The sequence below is a fragment of the Paenibacillus luteus genome, from assembly GCF_006542765.1.
GTDB classification, from domain to species: domain Bacteria; phylum Bacillota; class Bacilli; order Paenibacillales; family Paenibacillaceae; genus Pristimantibacillus; species Pristimantibacillus luteus.
The window spans coordinates 1-18,963 of sequence record NZ_SKCD01000056.1; the positions used below are offsets into that span (position 1 = coordinate 1).

16 protein-coding genes and 1 pseudogene are annotated in these 18,963 nt (G+C 46.6%); 16 read left to right on the plus strand and 1 reads right to left on the minus strand.

What is annotated here, in order from left to right:
• Positions 1-233: 233 nt before the first annotated feature.
• Both E0496_RS29950 and E0496_RS29955 read left to right on the plus strand, forming a co-directional pair.
• Complete coding sequence (locus E0496_RS29950) at positions 234-617, plus strand: hypothetical protein (protein ID WP_141505612.1); 384 nt, start codon at positions 234-236, stop codon at positions 615-617.
• Positions 618-666: 49 nt separating this feature from the next.
• Positions 667-912, plus strand: coding sequence for a hypothetical protein (locus E0496_RS29955; protein ID WP_141505614.1), 246 nt, complete (start codon positions 667-669; stop codon positions 910-912).
• Between the two features lie 379 nt (positions 913-1,291).
• On the opposite strand, the gene E0496_RS29960 is transcribed toward E0496_RS29955, so the two are convergent.
• A complete protein-coding gene (locus E0496_RS29960; protein ID WP_141505616.1) occupies positions 1,292-2,179 on the minus strand; it encodes a transposase in 888 nt (295 codons plus the stop codon).
• A gap of 15 nt (positions 2,180-2,194) precedes the next feature.
• Here E0496_RS29960 and E0496_RS29965 point away from each other — a divergent pair, with 15 nt between their 5' ends.
• The 14 genes and pseudogenes from E0496_RS29965 (at position 2,195) to E0496_RS30030 (ending at position 18,434) form a co-directional block, all read left to right on the plus strand.
• On the plus strand, positions 2,195-2,479 hold the full coding sequence (locus tag E0496_RS29965; RefSeq protein ID WP_141505617.1) for a hypothetical protein: 285 nt from the start codon (positions 2,195-2,197) through the stop codon (positions 2,477-2,479).
• Positions 2,476-2,823 (plus strand): annotated as a pseudogene (locus E0496_RS29970) (manganese catalase family protein); the annotation flags it as partial. The gene E0496_RS29965 and the pseudogene E0496_RS29970, both read left to right, overlap by 4 nt.
• A gap of 499 nt (positions 2,824-3,322) precedes the next feature.
• Positions 3,323-4,135, plus strand: coding sequence for a phosphonoacetaldehyde hydrolase (phnX, locus tag E0496_RS29975; RefSeq protein ID WP_141505618.1), 813 nt, complete (start codon positions 3,323-3,325; stop codon positions 4,133-4,135).
• Positions 4,132-5,271, plus strand: coding sequence for a phosphonoacetaldehyde reductase (locus tag E0496_RS29980; RefSeq protein ID WP_141505620.1), 1,140 nt, complete (start codon positions 4,132-4,134; stop codon positions 5,269-5,271). The genes phnX and E0496_RS29980 overlap by 4 nt, the downstream gene beginning before the upstream one ends.
• Before the next feature lie 45 nt (positions 5,272-5,316).
• Entirely contained in the window at positions 5,317-6,378 is a 1,062-nt protein-coding gene (locus tag E0496_RS29985; protein ID WP_141505622.1) for a phosphate/phosphite/phosphonate ABC transporter substrate-binding protein, read from the plus strand.
• 51 nt (positions 6,379-6,429) lie between these two features.
• Complete coding sequence (gene phnC / locus E0496_RS29990; RefSeq protein ID WP_141505624.1) at positions 6,430-7,215, plus strand: phosphonate ABC transporter ATP-binding protein; 786 nt, start codon at positions 6,430-6,432, stop codon at positions 7,213-7,215.
• Positions 7,205-7,990, plus strand: a complete 786-nt coding sequence (locus E0496_RS29995) for a PhnE/PtxC family ABC transporter permease (protein WP_141505640.1) — start codon at positions 7,205-7,207, stop codon at positions 7,988-7,990. The genes phnC and E0496_RS29995 overlap by 11 nt, the downstream gene beginning before the upstream one ends.
• A gap of 1 nt (position 7,991) precedes the next feature.
• The gene (locus E0496_RS30000) at positions 7,992-8,801 is read left to right on the plus strand and encodes a PhnE/PtxC family ABC transporter permease (protein ID WP_141505626.1); all 810 of its coding nucleotides are present in this window, start codon (positions 7,992-7,994) and stop codon (positions 8,799-8,801) included.
• Positions 8,802-8,975: 174 nt separating this feature from the next.
• On the plus strand, positions 8,976-9,746 hold the full coding sequence (locus tag E0496_RS30005) for a DeoR/GlpR family DNA-binding transcription regulator (protein WP_141505628.1): 771 nt from the start codon (positions 8,976-8,978) through the stop codon (positions 9,744-9,746).
• A 270-nt stretch (positions 9,747-10,016) separates the two neighbouring features.
• Positions 10,017-12,971, plus strand: coding sequence for a LamG-like jellyroll fold domain-containing protein (locus tag E0496_RS30010; RefSeq protein WP_141505630.1), 2,955 nt, complete (start codon positions 10,017-10,019; stop codon positions 12,969-12,971).
• Positions 12,972-13,038: 67 nt separating this feature from the next.
• Positions 13,039-14,679, plus strand: coding sequence for an S-layer homology domain-containing protein (locus tag E0496_RS30015; RefSeq protein WP_141505631.1), 1,641 nt, complete (start codon positions 13,039-13,041; stop codon positions 14,677-14,679).
• 225 nt (positions 14,680-14,904) lie between these two features.
• On the plus strand, positions 14,905-16,233 hold the full coding sequence (locus tag E0496_RS30020; protein WP_161601638.1) for a spore germination protein: 1,329 nt from the start codon (positions 14,905-14,907) through the stop codon (positions 16,231-16,233).
• Entirely contained in the window at positions 16,230-17,327 is a 1,098-nt protein-coding gene (locus tag E0496_RS30025; protein WP_141505635.1) for a GerAB/ArcD/ProY family transporter, read from the plus strand. Before E0496_RS30020 ends, E0496_RS30025 begins: the two co-directional genes overlap by 4 nt.
• 9 nt (positions 17,328-17,336) lie before the next feature.
• A complete protein-coding gene (locus E0496_RS30030; RefSeq protein WP_141505637.1) occupies positions 17,337-18,434 on the plus strand; it encodes a Ger(x)C family spore germination protein in 1,098 nt (365 codons plus the stop codon).
• The last annotated feature ends 529 nt before the right edge of the window (positions 18,435-18,963 follow it).

Genomic DNA, 18,963 nt, shown 5'->3' on the forward strand with positions numbered 1-18,963 from the left:
CGATGCCGACGACAAGGTGCTGGGTTGAAATGCGTTCGAGCAGTTGATTTTGTTTGGTTTGAGCTTTAAAATTCAAGATAGAGCGACCTCCTTAAGATGGCTAAAGGGCTATGACCCGTGACTACCCCATCGTACCGGAGTCGCTCGTTTTAATGCAAAGCGCATAATTAACGCTCTACAGGAATCCTAACGGGGAACGATAGTTGAATACAAATTAATTAGAGGAGTAGGTCATGAACTATTTGAAGCGGAATGTATGGATAGAAGCTGAAGTATGGGCCGAAGGCTCATGGAATTGTAACGATTGTAATTCTGATGTTATTGTTGTCTTTCCGGATCGCTCCAAGTGGATTGCAAGCTTTTTTACTTACTCAAATATCGACACACTAAGGCAAAAGAATATACAGACTAGTGAATGCATGAACGGGTCGTATTTTTGGTCCAGCGACATGGTGTTAATAGACACTATTAGCAGGGAAAGAATTGAACAACTTATTGACCATTTAATTAAACATGACGACTTTCAATCGATCTTTAATCGGTACCCTGATGTAGATGCAGAAGAAGATCAGCACTATCCTATTAGTTTTTTTACTACTGATGACATGTTACGCTAACGGATAACTATTGCTTTTACTAAAGAATAATTTAACGAGGTGATAAGTATTGATCTTTGAAAAGTATGAACCTGAGTTTTCGCCAATAGATTATTTTATTACTCGTTTCTTTGTTGGAGATGATTGTTTATTTGAACAGGAAACAAAAGTTTCATTGCCTACCTTGATAACAGGTGATATGATTGACATTTTTGATGAAAGTTATCTAATTGAAAGCAGGGAATTTGGTTTTAACGAGAATGCTTTTATCACTGTTTATCGCATAAAAAAGTTAACTGAAATAATGGTTCGTTAAGCTCCCTCGGTACGATGCAGTTTTCTCACGAATGCTCGCTTATTCGCAGGATTTCACCAGAAGATAAATCGTAAGCCGGATAGAATGGGGCGAGAGCCGTCTAAATGGGCATCCGGCGAGCATGCGGGAACAAAAGGGGCGAGTTTTCGCTCCTTTTTTGTTGCTCTGCTGCACGCTGCTCCACGTAACCTCCGAAGGCTTTCACTCCCATTTCTCGACGGGTAAATGTCCTTTCATTCCTTCGTTACGCCTATCTAGAGGGTGGAGGCCGGTAATCCTAACTGTACGGGTCGATTCCCTTTTGTTTAATGCAATCCGGTACTCCGTGCAATCTTGAAATCCTGCGAATAAGCCAGTTTTTGTGCGGAGCGTGAAGCGATTAAGCAATCTGTTTCATAGGAAGAACTCGATTCGGTTCGTAAGCTTCACCGCTGCGTGCTATGGAAACTAGAATGCGAGCCAGCTTGCCGCAAAGCTTCATCACTGAGCGCATTGGCTTCATGCTTTTCGTCTTTACATTCACTTCGTGCTGTCGTTTAAACGTTTCATCGTTCATAATGAGGGCCATAGTTGCCATGAACAGGGCATGTCGAAGTCTTGGTCGGCCACGTTTACTGATGGACATCTGGCCCTTCCACTTGCCTGAACTTGCTTCAGCTAGGTTGAGACCGGCATGCCGTAACAACGCGTTGCCATGTGCATAGCCGCTGAGATCGCCAGCTTCCCCCAGAATGCCGGCGACAGACAAGGTGCTCATCCCCTTTATTGCGAGCAGCGGCTTGGCCAGCGGAATACGGGTAAGGGCAGTCGACACATCATCTTCGATTACCTGTAACTGTTCCATGGCAAGATCAAATTCGGCCAGTAGCTGTTGTATATGAAGCTTGTAGGCTTTCTCGGCATGCTTTGCGCCGACCGAGCGAGTTGCCAGCACAAGCAGCTCACCAGCTCTTCGTTCACCGCTGTGTCGTTTCATGACTGTCTTCCAGCCGTCGATTACCTGGCGAACGGTGAGCTTTTGAAGATCAGTAGGCATTGGAAAAAGACGCAGTGTAGCGAGCGATCCAGAGCCAATGAGGTGCTTATATACCTGTCTCTGTTCTGGAAACACAATGTCGACCCAGCGATGGATCTGGTTCTTGACGATAACAAGACGATGTACGATTGTCTCCCGGTTCGCCATGAGCACTCGCACTTCTATGAACACTGTACTGGTTTCTTTAATGATCGTGTAGTAGCCGTTTTTCACCATGTCGGCGATAACCAAGGCACCCTAATCCTTATGAATGAGTTTGTTGATAGGGAAAAAGAATTGAGGATCTTCAAAGCATTTACCGATGAGATAGCAGACAATGGCGATGTTTTCCCTTACTTTAATGATGAACAATCTAATTTATATTGGATACTTGAACAACCCTATATATCTGTAATCCAAAAAGTGACTCATGACATAAGGAACTCAGATTTGGAATTGTATAAAACCTATTCGGATTTTCTTATCGAATTTGATTTAGCATGTAAAAGAATCGTAAAAAATCTTAAAACTAAATTGTTTCTTATGGATTGAAGAAAGCCGGACTTGGCGCACATTACGTCGCCCACGACAGCGCTTTGTTCTATGAGAACGCTGGCGGCGTTCCGTGGACAGCTGCCTATATTCAGGCCAAAGGCGATCCGATTGCGGATCTGTATGAGGATATCGCAGCGGAGGAGAAAGCTCGCGCTACTTATCAATGGCTAATTGACCTGACGGATGACGTGGATTTGCAGGACAGCTTGAAGTTCTTGCGGGAGCGCGAGATCGTGCATTCGCTAAGGTTTAAGGAAGCGGTGGAAATACTTAAGGAAAAGCGGGATGAGGTGATATTTTATAGGGACCTCTCTGCAGGGTGCTGCGGGGAGGTTTTTTAAAATAGTCTTAGAAGCAAACAAGCTACCAACATAAAACTGTAAATAAATAGCATGCTCATGATTAACAAGTGAGCATGTTATTTATTTATTTCAAAGAAAGGCCTTTTTGTCTTAAACGGATATTCAAATCTGAACATAAACGTGTCATTTAGACATTACGATAAACCAGTTACTCAGAGTATTGAAAAGGTGATGATTGCCTCGAACGAAATCAGTGAACGGAAGCTTAGGTATCAAATTAATAACGTGACAAGTGTTTCGATTTGAAGGTAGCAAATATATACGGCCGTACAAAATAAGTGATCTGCACTTAGCTATTCAAGTGTTAAATTGAAAGTTGCCGTTTTCTAATTTTTTTATATTTAAAAGCAGCATAATAATGCATAACAATTGTTAAAATAACGTAAATAACAGCAAAAACACTTGCGAGGATTACGGCATGCCTATATAATCGTAATTGTTCAACGGTGCAAATAAATAGTGAAATGGAGAGACATACATGGACAATGGCAGACACATTAAAGCAGTCATTCTGGATTGGGCGGGTACAGTGGTGGATTTCGGATGCTTTGCGCCGATGCATGCATTTCTGAAGACGTTCGAGCAAGCGGGAGTGCCCATTACGAACGAAGAAGCAAGGGAACCGATGGGACTTCTCAAATGGGACCATATTGAAGCAATTCTCCGCAAGGAGAGAGTGAAAAGGGAATGGGAATTCAAGTATGGCGAAACTCCTGTCAAGGAGGATGTCGATAGGCTGTACGCTGGATTCGAAATGACTCTTATGGAGTCTCTCAAAAACTTTACGGATCCGATCCCAGGTGCGTTGGAGACGGTAGCGCGTCTGAGGGAAGCGGGACTCAAGATCGGTTCTACGACAGGTTACACCAAGAAGATGATGGACGTCATTGTCCCAGAAGCGAGACGCAAGGGCTATGCTCCCGATTACATGGTCACTTCCGACGAAGTAAAAGCAGGTAGACCATACCCCTATATGATTTTCAAAAACATGACGGAGCTTGGCGTATACCCGCCGGAATCCATTGTGAAGGTTGGCGACACGGTATCCGATATCCATGAAGGGAAAAATGCAGGAGTATGGACGATCGCGGTCATTATGGGTAGCAGTGAACTTGGGCTGACGCTCGCGGAAGCCGCTGTCATGGACGAAGGGGAGCTGATGGAACGTATGAAGCGAGTTCGGCAAACCTTCGGGAAGGCCGGAGCGGATTTTATTATCGATTACATCGCTGAATTGCCGGAAGAGATCGAACTTCTCGAACGGAACGGGCTTGTGAGGGGATTAAAATGAACCGGTTCTACAATCCCGTTTCCATCTATTTCGGCAACGATTCTTTAGGTGAATGTACGGCCGATCTGAAAGAGCGTTTTTCACATATCCGCAGAGTATTAATTCTAACCAGAGGCGGTGGCGTTGAAGCAACCGAAAGCTTGGCGCCGATCCTCTCTTTATTCGCCGGCAAGGAAGGCCGGTTTCTGGAAGCGGCATTTTATAATCCGAATATAAAAGATATTTATAATCTCCTTCAACAAGTAGATTCATTTCCATACGAGTTGATCGTCGCGATTGGGGGAGGAAGCGTTATGGACTCGGCCAAGGCATTAACGGCTCTTCAGCATATGGAGATCAGCACCCCAGCTGATATCAGAGAAGTGATTATGGGGGAGAAATATGCCGAGAAATCCAGCTTTACTCCTTGGATCGGACTACCTACGACTTCGGGCACTGGATCGGAAGTGACGAGCTGGGCGACTGTTTGGGACGAGGAGCTGGGCTGCAAATATTCGGTGGCGGACAGGAGGCTGTTCGCAAAAGCCGCGATTATATTGCCGGAGCTAACACTGACGATGCCGCTCCGCCTGAGCGTTGCGACAGGACTGGATGCGCTATGTCATGCGACGGAAGCTTACTGGTCGGTGCAATCCAATCCGTTCTCGCGGGCGTTTGCGCTTCAAGCTATCGAACGAATTCGAGCTTGGCTACCGCGTCTCAAACGCGAGCCAAGCGATCTAGCCCGTAGAGAGCAGCTCTCTCTCGGCAGCGTGCTCGCCGGATTGGCCTTCAGCAATACGAAGACAACGGCATGTCACTCCATCTCGTATCCGTTGACGTTATTATATGGCATCGATCATGGCATAGCCGCCAGTCTGACTTTATCTTCCGTATTAAGACATAATTACTCGAAAATCGTTGAGCCGGAAAAGCTCCTTCGCGCTTTCGGAGCAGAAGATGCGGATGGCGTCGATCGATTCCTGCGAACGGTATATGAAATGTACGATTTACCCGGCAATTTGGGAGCTTACGGCGTTACTAAAGAGTCTATCCCGATGATTGTGTCACATGCCTATACAAAGGGAAGAATGGATAATAATCCGGTCCCTATTAAGGCTGAAGAGTTAGATTTGATGCTGGCTTCATTGTTATAACATATAGCGTTAACAAATCACGATTATGATGGAGGAATGTTATTCATGAAAAAGACATTATCGCTCATTTGTATTAGCTTATTCGTTATGGTTTTGGCGGCGTGCGGTAGCAATGAAACGAGCAGTGGCAACACCCAATCGGCTTCCAAGAAAAAAGACACGATCACCATGGTGTGGTTTCCGAACGAATCAGGCGCGGAGCTGAAGGAAGCGCGTGAAGAATTTTCGAAGATTATCGGTGAAGCCACCGGCAAGAAGGTTGAACATCAGACGACAACAGACTACATTATCGCGATCGAAGCACTCGCAAACGGCAATGCGGATATCGGCTACATGGGTGCTCAAGCGTATGTGGAAGCGAATGCCAAGAATAGCAGCGTACTGCCGCTGTTTGTGCATAGCGGCGAATCAGGCACGCTTGACGACGCTGTCTATTACAGCTGGTTGGCTGTCAAGAAGAGCGAGGAGGAGTCTTATATGAGCGACGGGAAGTTCTCCATGGGCAAAATTGCGGGCAAAAAGTTTTCGTTCGTATCCAACTCTTCGACTTCCGGCTTTAAGGTTCCATCTGCGGGAATTGTCAGCCACTTTGGCCAGACGGATAAGTTCAAGGATCTGACCACGGAGGATCTGCTTCAGGGTGGGGATGATAAGGTATTCTCCGAGGTGCTGTTCGGTGGTTCACATCAAGGTTCCGCCGTCAACCTGCTAACTGGTAAGTCTGATGTATCAGCATTCTGCAGCACCTGCGTAGCGAATTATGTGGAGCTGGTATCGGGTGAACATAACAAACCAGGCGCCGTCTACAAAGTGAAAGAAGGCGCGGAAGAGCCGTTCAACGCGCTCGCTGGAGAGGGATTTGTTCTTATTTCCGCCACGCCGGTGCTGAATCAGCCGTTCGCGGTAAACACGGCATCGCTTAGCGAGGAAGACCGGCAGAAGATGTTGGAGCTGTTCACCTCGGACGCCGTAACGAACAACGAAAAGATTTTCTTGCCCAAAGACGCCGAAGGCACGGCAATTCTCAAGAAAAAGTCGGGAAAAGAGAAGTTTCTGCCCGTGGATGATGCGTTCTTCAATCCGGTAAGGGAATTGTCTGTGAACTAAAGGCAGAATATCTGAACGCATCTGAGGCAAGAGGACGAAAGGGAGTTAAGCATGACAACGTTATTGGAACTCAAGCATGTATCGAAACAATACGGCTCGGATACTAAAGCGTTATCGGATATTAGCTTCGCTGTGAAAGAAGGGGAGTTCGTATCCATCATCGGACCGTCAGGGGCGGGGAAATCGACTCTCCTTCGCTGTATGAACCGCATGATTGAAGCTTCCAGCGGAGCCATCATTTTCGATAATGCCGATATTACCGCCTTCCGCAAGCGGGAGCTCAAGAAGCTTCGGACAAGCATCGGAATGATTTTTCAGCATTATAATTTAGTCAATCGCTTAAGCGTAATTGAGAACGTGCTGCATGGCAGGCTAGGTTACAAGTCTATGCTAGCAGGAGTTCTGGGCATCTACACAGAGGAAGAGAAGAAGAAGGCGCATGCCATTCTGGGCGTACTCGGTTTACAAGAGCAGATTTATAAGCGCTGTGACCAACTGAGCGGAGGACAAAAGCAGCGCGTAGGCATTGCCCGGGCGCTCGTGCAAAATCCCAAAATGCTGTTGTGCGACGAACCCATTGCTTCGCTGGACCCTAATGCTTCCAAAGTGATCATGGATCACCTTGCGCACATTTGCTCGACGATGGGCATCACCGTTGTGGTTAATCTTCATCAGGTCGACGTTGCGCTCAGCTATTCGAACCGAATCATTGGTGTCAATAAAGGAACCATTGTATATGATGGAACGCCCGCCGGCTTGACAAAAGATAGGCTTCGCGGCATCTACGGCGCAGAATACGATGAGTTGGAAGGCAGCGGAGGTCGCAATGCGGGGTGATTTTATTGTCCGAAAACGGGTGAATTCTCTGCTATTTTGCACACTGCTACTCGTCGCCATGTTGCTTGCGATCGTCGTAACGGAATACGATGCGGTCAAAGGGTTCACTTCCGTACCGAAGGCTGCCGAATGGGCGGCGAGCAACTTTTATCCGGACGAGAAGTCTATGAAGAAGCTTCCGGAAATCTTCGATAAGCTTACCGAAACCTTATTGGTGTCGATTGCCGCCACTAGCTTAGCGGCCGTTGCGGCGCTGGTATTCGCGATACTCGGTTCTCGGACGACAGGAATCGGAGGTCCGTTTAGCGTTGCTAGCCGATGGACCGCCACTGTTTTCCGGAATATCGATGTAGCCGCATGGTCGATGATTTTGCTGTTTTCCTTCGGACAGAATGTGCTTACCGGTTATCTGGCTCTTTTCTTCGGCTCATTCGGCTTCCTGACCCGTGCGTTTACCGAAACGATCGACGAAATGAGCATGGGATCAGTCGAGGCACTCCGGGCGGCGGGAGCGGGCTACGTCTCCGTCGTCATACATTCGGTCATTCCGTCATGCCTGCCGCAACTGCTAAGCTGGATCCTATTCACCATCGAGACGAACATCCGCCAAGCTACGCTGATCGGCATTCTGACGGGAACGGGAATTGGTTTTCTGTTCAATTTATACTATAAAAGTTTGAACTACGCTTCGGCATCCTTGGTCGTCCTCGCGATTGTCATCGCTATCATGATCATAGAGTCGGTTTCGAACTACGTAAGGAGAGTGATCATGTAAGATGGACGCAAAGTTACCAGCAAAGCCGTTCAATAAATCCGCTTTTGTCATCCGGATGACACTTCTATCGCTTGCCGCGCTTACGTTAGTGGGCTTCCTTACATTCGATTACAAGGATCTAGATCTGGGTGAGGCCGTGAAGAAGACGGGAGACACGCTTGGCACTATGTTCCTAGAACCACATGCCAAACATTTCACCGTCGGCGAGGCATTCCAGCAAGTGATAATCACGATCGGGCTCGCGTTTCTTACGACGCTCTTTGGAGCGGTCATTGCGCTGTTTCTGGCTTTGCTGACAGCGCGCAATTTATCCCACCCCGTTGTCTCGCTCGTCATTAAAGGGGTGGTCGCTTTCATTCGCGCGGTCCCAACGGTGCTATGGGTACTGATCTTTGCCGTTGCTGCCGGTCTTGGAAGCGTCGCGGCTGTGATTGGGATGACGTTCCATTCCATCAGCTACTTGGTCAAAGCCTATTCCGAATCGTTCGAGGAGCTGGATGACGGCGTGATTGAAGCGCTTCGCGCCAGTGGAGCAGGCTGGTGGCAAATCGTGTTTCAAGCAGTGCTGCCCTCTTCGGTCTCTTACATCATCTCGTGGACGTTTGTCCGGTTCGAGATTAATTTTGCTGTAGCCATTGCCATGGGTGCAGCGGCAGGAGCAGGTGGAATCGGCTATGATATGTTTATGGCAAGCAACTACTACTACGATCTGAGAGAGATCGGATTCATTACGTATGTCATTCTCGGATTCGCGATTCTGCTTGAATTATTAGCCAGAGGAATTAAAAACAAGCTGAGAACGAATCATTGACTCGATAAGAAACAGCCGCTTTGCATGATATAAGCTGCTGTTTCTTTGCATTTTCGAGCAAAAAGAAGCAAAATAAAAGTGTTTCGGGCAAAATGACCTTGAGCGGACACCTTATGCGCGTGTATACTAGGGATTATTATCATGTGAAAATCATATCGGAAGCGGGGGGGAAACGTGCTACAGGAAGAGCGTTATAAAAAAATCCAAGAAATTCTGAAACAAAATGATTCCGTCAAAGTGGCCGAGCTCGTGCAAGTGTTGAACGTATCCATCGACACGGTTAGGCGTGACCTAGAAAATATGGAGGCCAAGAAGTTTCTTAAACGCGTTCACGGCGGAGCTATATTGGCCGAAGAGCGCGGCGATCAGAACGTATTCTCTTACCGGGAAAACAAAAACAAAGAGAAAAAAGTTGAGCTGGCTGAATTGGCATGCGAATACGTATCGGAAGGACAGGCGATTGCTTTGAACGCGGGAACAACGAATCTCGAAATCGCCAAGAAACTCTCTGAAAATTTCGAACGGCTGACGATCATTTCGAACGGACTTCGTATTATTGAACACTTTACTCTTAAACCCGGATTTACCGTTATCGTTCCCGGCGGTATCCTGGATCAGCAAGAGTATGCGCTGTACGGAAAGAAGTGCGAGGAGGACATTGCCGGTTACAATATCGACCAAGCCTTTATCTCTATCAACGCGATATCGGTTACGAAAGGGCTGACCGACTTCCGCATTCACGAGATCGATATTATTAGAGCCATCATGACCAGTGCCCGGCAAATTAACGTAGCAGCTGATTCCAGCAAATTCGAGAAGGTTTCGTATCTGAACGTATGTCCGCTAGATGGCATAGACATGATCATAACGGATTCCTCCATTAATGAGGAGGTTGTGAAGAAATACAAAAATACGGGCATGAAGGTCGTCTATCGTTCGGTATAGGACAAGCTCTGTCGATGCATAAAAAAACGAATTCTCACTGCGTGTAAGCAGCAGCGAATTCGTTTTTTTTGTGTGCAAAAAATAAAAGATGAAAGAAATAGAACATCTTTCATTTTTCTTCACTAATTCGCAATATGATAATCGTAAAAACCGCACTAAATGTTAAGATACGGCAAATTACAGCAAACTATATTGCAAAAAAAAGCAATTCCTTTATATACTTTAATAAGGGCAAGCACCCTAAGTTAAAAACGGAGAGGATGACCCATCTTGAAACAAAGAAAATGGATAACGGCTTTGATGTTGGCCGTTCTGATCGTCGTACAGAGCTTCGGCCTGACTACGGCGCAAGCGGCGGAGGAGGATCTGAAAGGGCTAGTATTCCAGGCCTCGCGTGCGAATTCCGTCAATCTTAACGGGATGCTCGATAACTTCCCGGCAACTTTCGAAATGCTGGCTAAATTCGAAGTCAATCCAAACGTGAGGCAAGTATTGTTCGGCAATTATAACGCGGGAGCTACAGCTTTCTCGGTCGAGCTCTCGGCATCCAACCAATTACGCTACTACGAAGTATCAAATGGTAAAACCATTGACAAAACGACGACGGGGCAGTCAATCACGACCGGAGCCTGGACGCATATCGCATTGACGAGGGATTCCGCGAATAAGAGAGTAACCATCTACCAGGACGGAGCCGTAATTGCGACATTCGACAATCTGGATTTAGCGGAAAAGGTCGCCCCCGTAGCTGTTCACAGCATTGGCACCGATACGCGCAATTCCATGTATGTGCGGGCAGAAATCGCTGAGGTACGGCTATGGAACGATATCCGCACGCTGGACGAGCTCAAAGACAATATCCATGTCGTACTGAAAGGAGACGAAGACGGCCTGAAACATGCTTGGACGCTGAACGACTCGGTTCTTGACGGACTCGTAAACGTCGTGCGCGACAAAGCTGGCAAGTTGAATGGCACGCCAAACGGTTTTCCGAGAACATACACGAGCGAGTTTCAGGGAAAGGGCGCTAACTTTGCTTCTGGGAAGCTGGAGCTTGCAATGGAAGAGCTGCCTGCGCGTTCCCCGCGAACGTTCGAGACATGGGTGAAGATTCCGGAGGATACGCCAAGCAACAAACGGATTGGTGCCATTCTAAGCAATTATGAATCTCAAAGCTACAACGATATTTCCCGAATCAGCTTCGAAATAGGCACGAACGGCAATCCTCGTTTGTTCTGGAGAGATCACAAAAACTATGAGCTGAATTATTACGCGAACAACGTGAACTTAAACGTAGGGGACTGGGTACATCTCGCGATCGTCCTGAACGATGCGGACGGGACGGTGTCGACTTACGTGAACGGAGACAAAATCCATGAAGCCAAGCAGGCGACGCCGCTTCCCAAAGCTAGCCCGTTCCGCGAGCTGAAACTGGGCTCGACCTATGAGGGGTATACAGCGGAAAAAGTGCCAGCTGTCAACTTCAACGGCGAGCTTGCCGATGTCCGGATCTGGTCAACGGCCAGAACGGCCGAAGAAATCAAAGCGAATTACAACGATTATTTGCAAGGAAACGAAATAGGGCTTATCGGTAACTGGAAGCTGGATCAAGCAGCGGACGGAGTTTACACGGACAGCTCCCCGAACGGCAACGACGTGATTCCTTACAACGACGAGACGTTTAATTGGTTGGAGCCCGACTTCGCAGATGGAGACTATACGATTGCCGTTATACCAGATACTCAATACATGGCTGAGAGCCACCCGCAAGCAATGAAGAACTATTTCAATTGGCTTAAGGATAATGCTAAAGATAAAAATATTAAGCTTGCGATCAGCGTGGGCGATATCGTTAACACGGCTTCGAGCACATCGCAGTGGAAGGTTGCTGCAGATTCGTATGCCTATTTAGACGGTGTAATACCATACGTGGTGACGCCGGGTAACCATGACGGCTACCGTCCTAATTACGGAAACTTTAACGCTTACTTCCCATTTAGCAAATATTCGAAGGAGCCTTCCTTCGGTGGAGCAATGGTAGAAGGGAAGACGGAAAATACGTATTACACTTATAAGATTGGCGGTTTGGATTATCTGGTCCTCGCTATGGATTTCGGACCGTCAGATGCCATTTTGGCATGGGCGGACGAGGTCATCGCGGCCAATCCGGACAAACGAGTCATTATTACAACGCATTCCTATATGTACCATAACGGTGAACAAATCAATAAAAACCATCATCATTATCCAAGCAGTTATCTCGGCGATGCCAACAACGGTGACGACATGTGGAACGAATTGGTGAGAAAACACGAAAATATCGTGCTTGTCGTATCCGGCCATATCGGCTATTCAGACCTAGTTGTCAGAGAAGATATTGGCGATCATGGGAATCAGGTACAGCAGGTACTAGTCGACGCCCAGTATATGAATCCCCAAGACCTTGGCATGGTTATGCTTATGACTTTCAAGGAAGGCAGTAATAATGTGGACGTCAATTGGTATTCTGTGAAAAATGACAAATTGTTCCGCGCTAAAAATCAGCTCTCCATGAATTTGAACCTGTATCCGAACAATGAGCCTAATCCGGGAGAAGAAATCAAGCTTGGCGCGGCCAACCAGACGGTGGCAAAGGGGGTTGTATTTACGGTGCCAGTCACGGTCGAGAACGGTGCTGAACTTACTGGGCTCGAAGGTGTATTAAAATATGACAAAGCTATTCTCACTTTGGAGAGCTTCGAGTGGGGCGCGTTCAAGGAAGCTGGCGCAATGAATACGGGGACGCCGGGCAAGGTCGGATTCGCAGGCATTGCCTCCGCACCCCTCGGCAATAACGGGAAGACCGTTATCGCGAATGTGACGTTCCGCGCTAAAGCGGATTTGGGTGGAGCAGATACATCCACGGAGATTACATTCGAGAACATGCGCGGAGTCGTCGCGGATCACTCCGGCGAATCGATTTACGTATCCGTGCAATCAGAAGCTTCAAAGATCATGATCGTAAGCCGCGTGCAAGGCGATGTTAACGGAGACGATAATGTTGACTCCCTCGATGCAAGGGCAATCCTTAAGCTGATTGTGGCGGGGCTTGGTCAAGGAAACGAGTCGCAGCTTGAAGCCGCGGACATGAATGGCGATGGCAACGTAGACACAAGCGACGTGCTTGCCTTGCTTCAAATCATTGCGGACAAGCTGACTTCGGAAGCAACTGCTCCTCAAATTTAAACCGGGTAGGCTGCAAGGGGGAGGCGCGCTGAAGCCTTCCCCTTGCAATCTGAGAGGATGGACAAAAATGTATAAACGGTTAATAGCGGGAGCGATCTGTGGGATATTGACGGTGATTCTCTTCGGAGCAGGAGTGTATTCCGCGAAAGCTGCTGCGGAAATTCCGGAGCTCGAGGTAAAATCGGCCCAAGCAGGTATGGGGCAAATCGCCGTAGTAGAACTTGTCATGCACCGGCCCGCAGGCCTAAAGGCGTTTGAGTTTCAACTAACGTACGACCAGACCGCACTGGAAATCGTGGAACCGGCGGTTGTCGGGCACGACGTAGCCGATTGGCTGCTGGAATACCGAATTGATGCGTCCAGAGGGACAGTCAAGGTCGCTGCAGTCCATGGCGAAGGTTTTCGAACCGATGCAACTGCCGTATTATTTCGACTCGCGTTTAAAGCCATCGGTAGCGAAGGAGAGAAGCCGCTTGGCATTTCGGAGCTAAAAGCATTCTCTGGCGCAGGCGAGTCCATGCACCTTCTCAAGAGCAAGGCGGGGATTTTCACGATCGTGGACGGTTCTGATCCAAGGCCATCGCCAAGCCCGGGACCTACCGAAAATCCGGTGGGACCTAGCCAAGGCGATAAATCCGACTGGGAAGTCAACGTAATCATTGACGATAAGCTGAGCAAGGAGGTCAAGGTCGACAGCGGCAAGCCTGACCGCATCACCATTACGGTAACGGCTCCTTCTTCAGTTGGTTTTGTTCAAGTCGGCTTAAGTCGCGAGGTTGTGAAGCAGTTGATCGACTACGGCAAGCTGCTAGAATTCCGGACTCCAATTGGCAATCTGCTGATTGATTCGATTACGATGGCTGCGGCAGGCGGGGCGCCGCTCGATATCCGATTGGAGCGTAAGGAAAGCTCCAGTGCCTATAAACCATCGGTCGCGGTTAGTCTGAAGGCCGATGGAGAGGTATTGGCGGGATGGGCTGGCAAGGTTGTCGTGAAGGTGCCTTACAGGAAGCAGCCCGGCGAATCAGACGAGCATCTTGTTGTCTATCGAATTGAAGATGGCAGACGAAGCGTCGAGCCTTTCGCAGCGATGAAGGACGATGAAATCGTGTTCGTATCTCGTGGGTCTTTCACATACGAGGTAGGACTCAATCGAAAGACGTTTGAGGATACAACGAGCCACTGGTCCCGCTCTAATATCGAATTCACGACTGCCAGGGGGTGGTTCACGGGTGTCGATGCAGTACGCTTCGCTCCGAATGAAACAATGACCAGAGGCATGTTGGTCACCGTACTCGGACGAATGTTGGGCATGCAGCGTGACGCGGATTTCGATTACAAGGATGTGGACGCCGACGCCTACTATGCACCTTATATCGCTTATGCAACGGCAAACGGAATCGTTCAAGGCATTGGCGGCAGTTTATTTGCGCCGGACCGTAAGGTGACTCGGGAGGAGATGGGTCATATTATCGCCCGTTTCTTAGAGCATGCGAGAGTCAGCCTTTCCCCCGCAGCCGCAATTAAGCCATTCGAAGACGATTCGGATATTGCTGCTTGGGCAGCTTCCTCGATTAGGCATTTGCAGGGCGCAGGCATTCTTAACGGAAGAGAGGGCCATACCTACGATCCCCGGGGAATGGTAACGCGAGCGGAGGCAGCTAAAGTTATTCGATTTATTATCGATGCTTCCCTTCTTAACGCTTAATCGTTTTGAGGATACCGGGGACGATGACATATGGAATACAACGATCGCTGGTAATCCGAACATTAATGCATCAATTGCGATTATAAAAACAGGATAACCATTTAATGGACATTGAAGGCTGTTGATCAAAGATCAACAGCTCTTTTTTGCATCAATGAAAAAAGAATTGAAATAAATAATTCATGAATGAATTGGGCAATATTACATGGACAGGAGAGATGTCCCATGAAGCCAAAACTTCTCGAACAAATTCAAGCAAGGCTGTTTTATACAGAAGACTTGATCATCCGTGAATTTTCACTAAATGGAAAGCCCGCTGTAGTAGTCTATATCGAGACGTTATGCGATACGGAAAAACTGGAAATTAGTTTGTTTAAACAATGGTTTCGTACGAAATCGGATGATTACCATAACCTTACGATAAGTGAGCTGATTACTTCTGCCGAGGTGTTTCCCTGTGCGAATCCAGAAGAAGCTGTTAAAGCGATATTACAAGGGAAAGCGTTGGTAACCTGTGATGAAATATGGTACTCCTTAAACGCTGAGCAGTCCAATATCCGTTCTATTCAAGAGCCCGTGAATGAAAGCTCGATTATTGGTGAGCGGTCCGGTTTTATTGAGCATCTGAATGTCAATATTAATCTCATTCGAAATCGGGCATCTTCCCCTCAATTAAAAGTCCGTTATCTAACCGTTGGCAAATATTCGACTCACAAAATAGCAGTACTATGGCAGGATGGGGTAGCAGATTCGCGGATTGTGAAAGAGGTCACACAACGTTTGAAAGGGCTTGACTCCGGAATGGAAATTCACCCCGGCCGTCTGCAAAAGAAGTTATTAATAGAGGAGAAGCGTTCTCTTTTTCCCCAAGTGTTTGGCACAGAGCGGATTGATACGGCTACAAATTTAATCATGCAGGGACGTATTGCCATATTGTGCGAACAGAGCTCTACTTGCCTTATCGTTCCGGTGTCTTTTTATACCTTTCTCCGTACGATTGATTCTATGCTTATGGAGGATAAGGGCGCAATTGTTTTACAAACATTGAGAGCAATTGGTCTAATGCTCAGCTTGTACATATGCAGCCTTTACATCGCAATTGTTAGTTTCCATCATGAAGTACTCCCATCACAAATGGCGATCAGTATTAAAGGGTCCTTGGAAAATGTTCCTTATTCACCAATTGTAGAAGCGGTTCTCATGATCCTTATCTTTCAGTTAATTGCAGAAACGACTATTCGCCTGCCCTCTCAAGTTGCGCAAATGGTAGGCGTAGCGGGAGGAATTATTATTAGCGAAGCTCTTGTTAAAATCGGGTTTGTCTCAAATATTTATATTGTAATCGTAGCGTTGTCGGTTATTGGATCCTTTATTATTCCAACCTATCAGATGCGAATTTTGACTCTAATTTTGCAGTTACTATTTGTTTTTGCTGCATGGATTGTAGGTTTTTATGGCATTACACTCCTTACTGCTGCTTGTTTGGTTCACTTCTTTTCTCTTGAGCCATTTGGTGTTCCGTATTATTCACCGATTAGGAGTAAATCCGAATGAAATCAAAACTGGGGTTGTTCCAGCTTTATTGCATCGTCATGCAAGCGCAATTTGGATCAGCAATCATTTCGATAGCCCATTCAGTTAGCGAAAAGTCAGGTCCCGGCGGTTGGGTATCTTGTTTACTAGGCGGTGCCGCTAATAGCCTTTTTATTTATATGTTATGGAGGCTGATGATGTCAGCCGGTGAGCGCAATGTGTTCCAATTCTTGATGCAGCGTTTGGGAGGATTTGGCGGCCGGATAATCCTGACGTTGAGCATTTTGCTCTATGTGTTAATTTTGTACATCATATTATCCGGTTGGTTGTATACGACGGAATTATGGGCTTACCCGAGGACGCCTGAATGGTTTTTACTACTTACGCTGTTTGGGGTTTGTATTTATCTGGCTCTGCAGCCGTTTCGAGTGTACGCCCGTTTTGCGGTATTTTGCACGTTGTTTATGCCACTCTTTATCGTGTTGTCAGGGTATATGCTTAAGGATTGGAATCCTTATCATTTGCTGCCTATTTTCGAAGCTGGACCTTTATCTATTTTGGACGGAGCATTCGTTGCGTTATGGGGATTAACTGGTGCTGAGATTATGTTAATACTACCTGGTTATTTTACAAATGCAGATCGAGTAAAGGTTCTTCGAACCGCTATGTATGCCAGTTGGACAACGACGTTTTTTTATGCGTTTTGCGTATTTTCCTCCATGGCGCTGTTCGGGAAGGAAATGATTGTATTTATTCGGGAGCCGCTGCTATATCAGATGAAGGCCATATCCTTAAATGTAATTGAACGATTTGATCTGATTGTCCTTTCAATCTGGATCCTGTTTATTCTCACGTCATTTTATTCGTATTTTATGCTCATTGTCTCTTCTATATCGGCCATGCTTAAAAAACAACAGGAGGCCTATAAACCCATTACGTACATCTGTGGTTCTGTTCTATATATTATTTGCCTATACCAGTTAACTGCAGAGCAACTGGACCAATTACAAACAATGACTAATCGGTTTGCGCCTCTTCTTACTTTTGGCTTCATTGCATGCATGTTACTACTTGTATGGCTGGCGGAACTGAAGAACAAACTTGGGGGGAAATAGATCATCAATATGCGAAAACGGCGGATTATTGTGTTACTATCGCTTGCTTTGCTGCTAAGCGGTTGCTGGGATCAAAGACAGCTTAAGAATATCCGGATGGTGCAAACCGTTGGAGTAGATTTATTGGAAGATCATAAAGTGCGATTGTCGGTATCTATTCCAACCATCAAGATAGCCATTGAAAACCAGAGCAATGTCGTTACGCCTAAAGTAAGCGGAGAAGGACATTCGGTACAGGAAGCAAGCTTACAGCTTCAGAAAATGATTTCTCAGCATATGGATCTAAGGGAGACCAGGGTTCTGCTTGTTAACAAAGCTTTTGCCGTAAAAAATATGTATGAAACGCTAGATTATTTTTATCGCGAAGCCCAGTTTCCGATTAGTATCTTTGTAGCCATTACGGATGGCCAGGCTAGAGATGTAGTTGAACTGGAAGTAGAAGACCGTTCGCTTATCAGTGAGTATTTATATGATTTGCTGAAAAGCAATGAGGAAGACGGTGTCATACCAGAAGAATCACCTTTCTTGATTTCATCCATTATGATGACCCCCGGCTTTGATAATGTACTGCCTGTCATTGACGCCACGCATCAGAAAGAGCGGGCAAAAATAACTGGTTTGGCATTATTTCATGGAAAGCAAATGACTGGAAGACTGGATTCAAATCATTCCCGTACCTTTGTTATGTTGACCAGACATATGTCTTATGGGACGATGACGGAACAAATTGGACCTGAACAAAGCTATTTGACGTTTTCGTATAAACGTGCAAAGCATAAAGTGAAGATTACCATTAAGGATCAGATTACTGCGGATATTTTCATTACACTCAATTGCTTTTTAGTAGATAATCCTACCGGAACGTTGTTAAACAAGATAATGATTGCGGACATTTCCCGTAGTCTGGAAAAGGTGTTGAGTACACGTGCGGAAAAAACGATTCGCCAGTTGCAGCAAGCTAATTGCGATGGGCTTGGGATTGGTCTTCAGATGAAGGCCTTGCATCAGAAGACCTGGAAGACACTAGATTGGAATAAAGAATACTCGGAGATTAACATCAAGCCTCATATTAAAGTCAAGATTAAAAATCACGGGTTACTTAATTAATCCGTTTTGCTATACTGGGAGTTGCCGGGATGGTGGATTTCTTATTAGTCCATTAGTTCGGACACCTGAATTTGAGAAATGCCATTAGTTCTACCATCTAATGACGATAAGAATAACCTAAACCCCATGCTTGCCAACGATGAATGTAAACACAGGTGAAGGAATATAAAATAGTTTGAGCTCCCTCGGTACAATACAGTTTTCTCACGAATGCTCGCTTATTCGCAGGATATCACCAGAGGATGAATTGTAACTCAGATTGAATGGGACGAGAGCCGCTAAAATGGGCAACCGACGCATGCGGGAACAGAAGGGGCGAGTTTTCGCTCCTTTTTTGTTGCTCTGCTGCACGCTGCTCCACGTAACCTCCGGAGGCTTTCACTCCCATTTCTCGACGGGTCAATGCCCTTTCATTCCTTCGTTACGCCTTTCCAGAGGGTGGAGGCCGGTAATCCTAACGGTACGGGTCTATGCCCTTTTGTTTAATGCAATCCGGTACTCCGTGCAATCTTGAAATCCTGCGAATAAG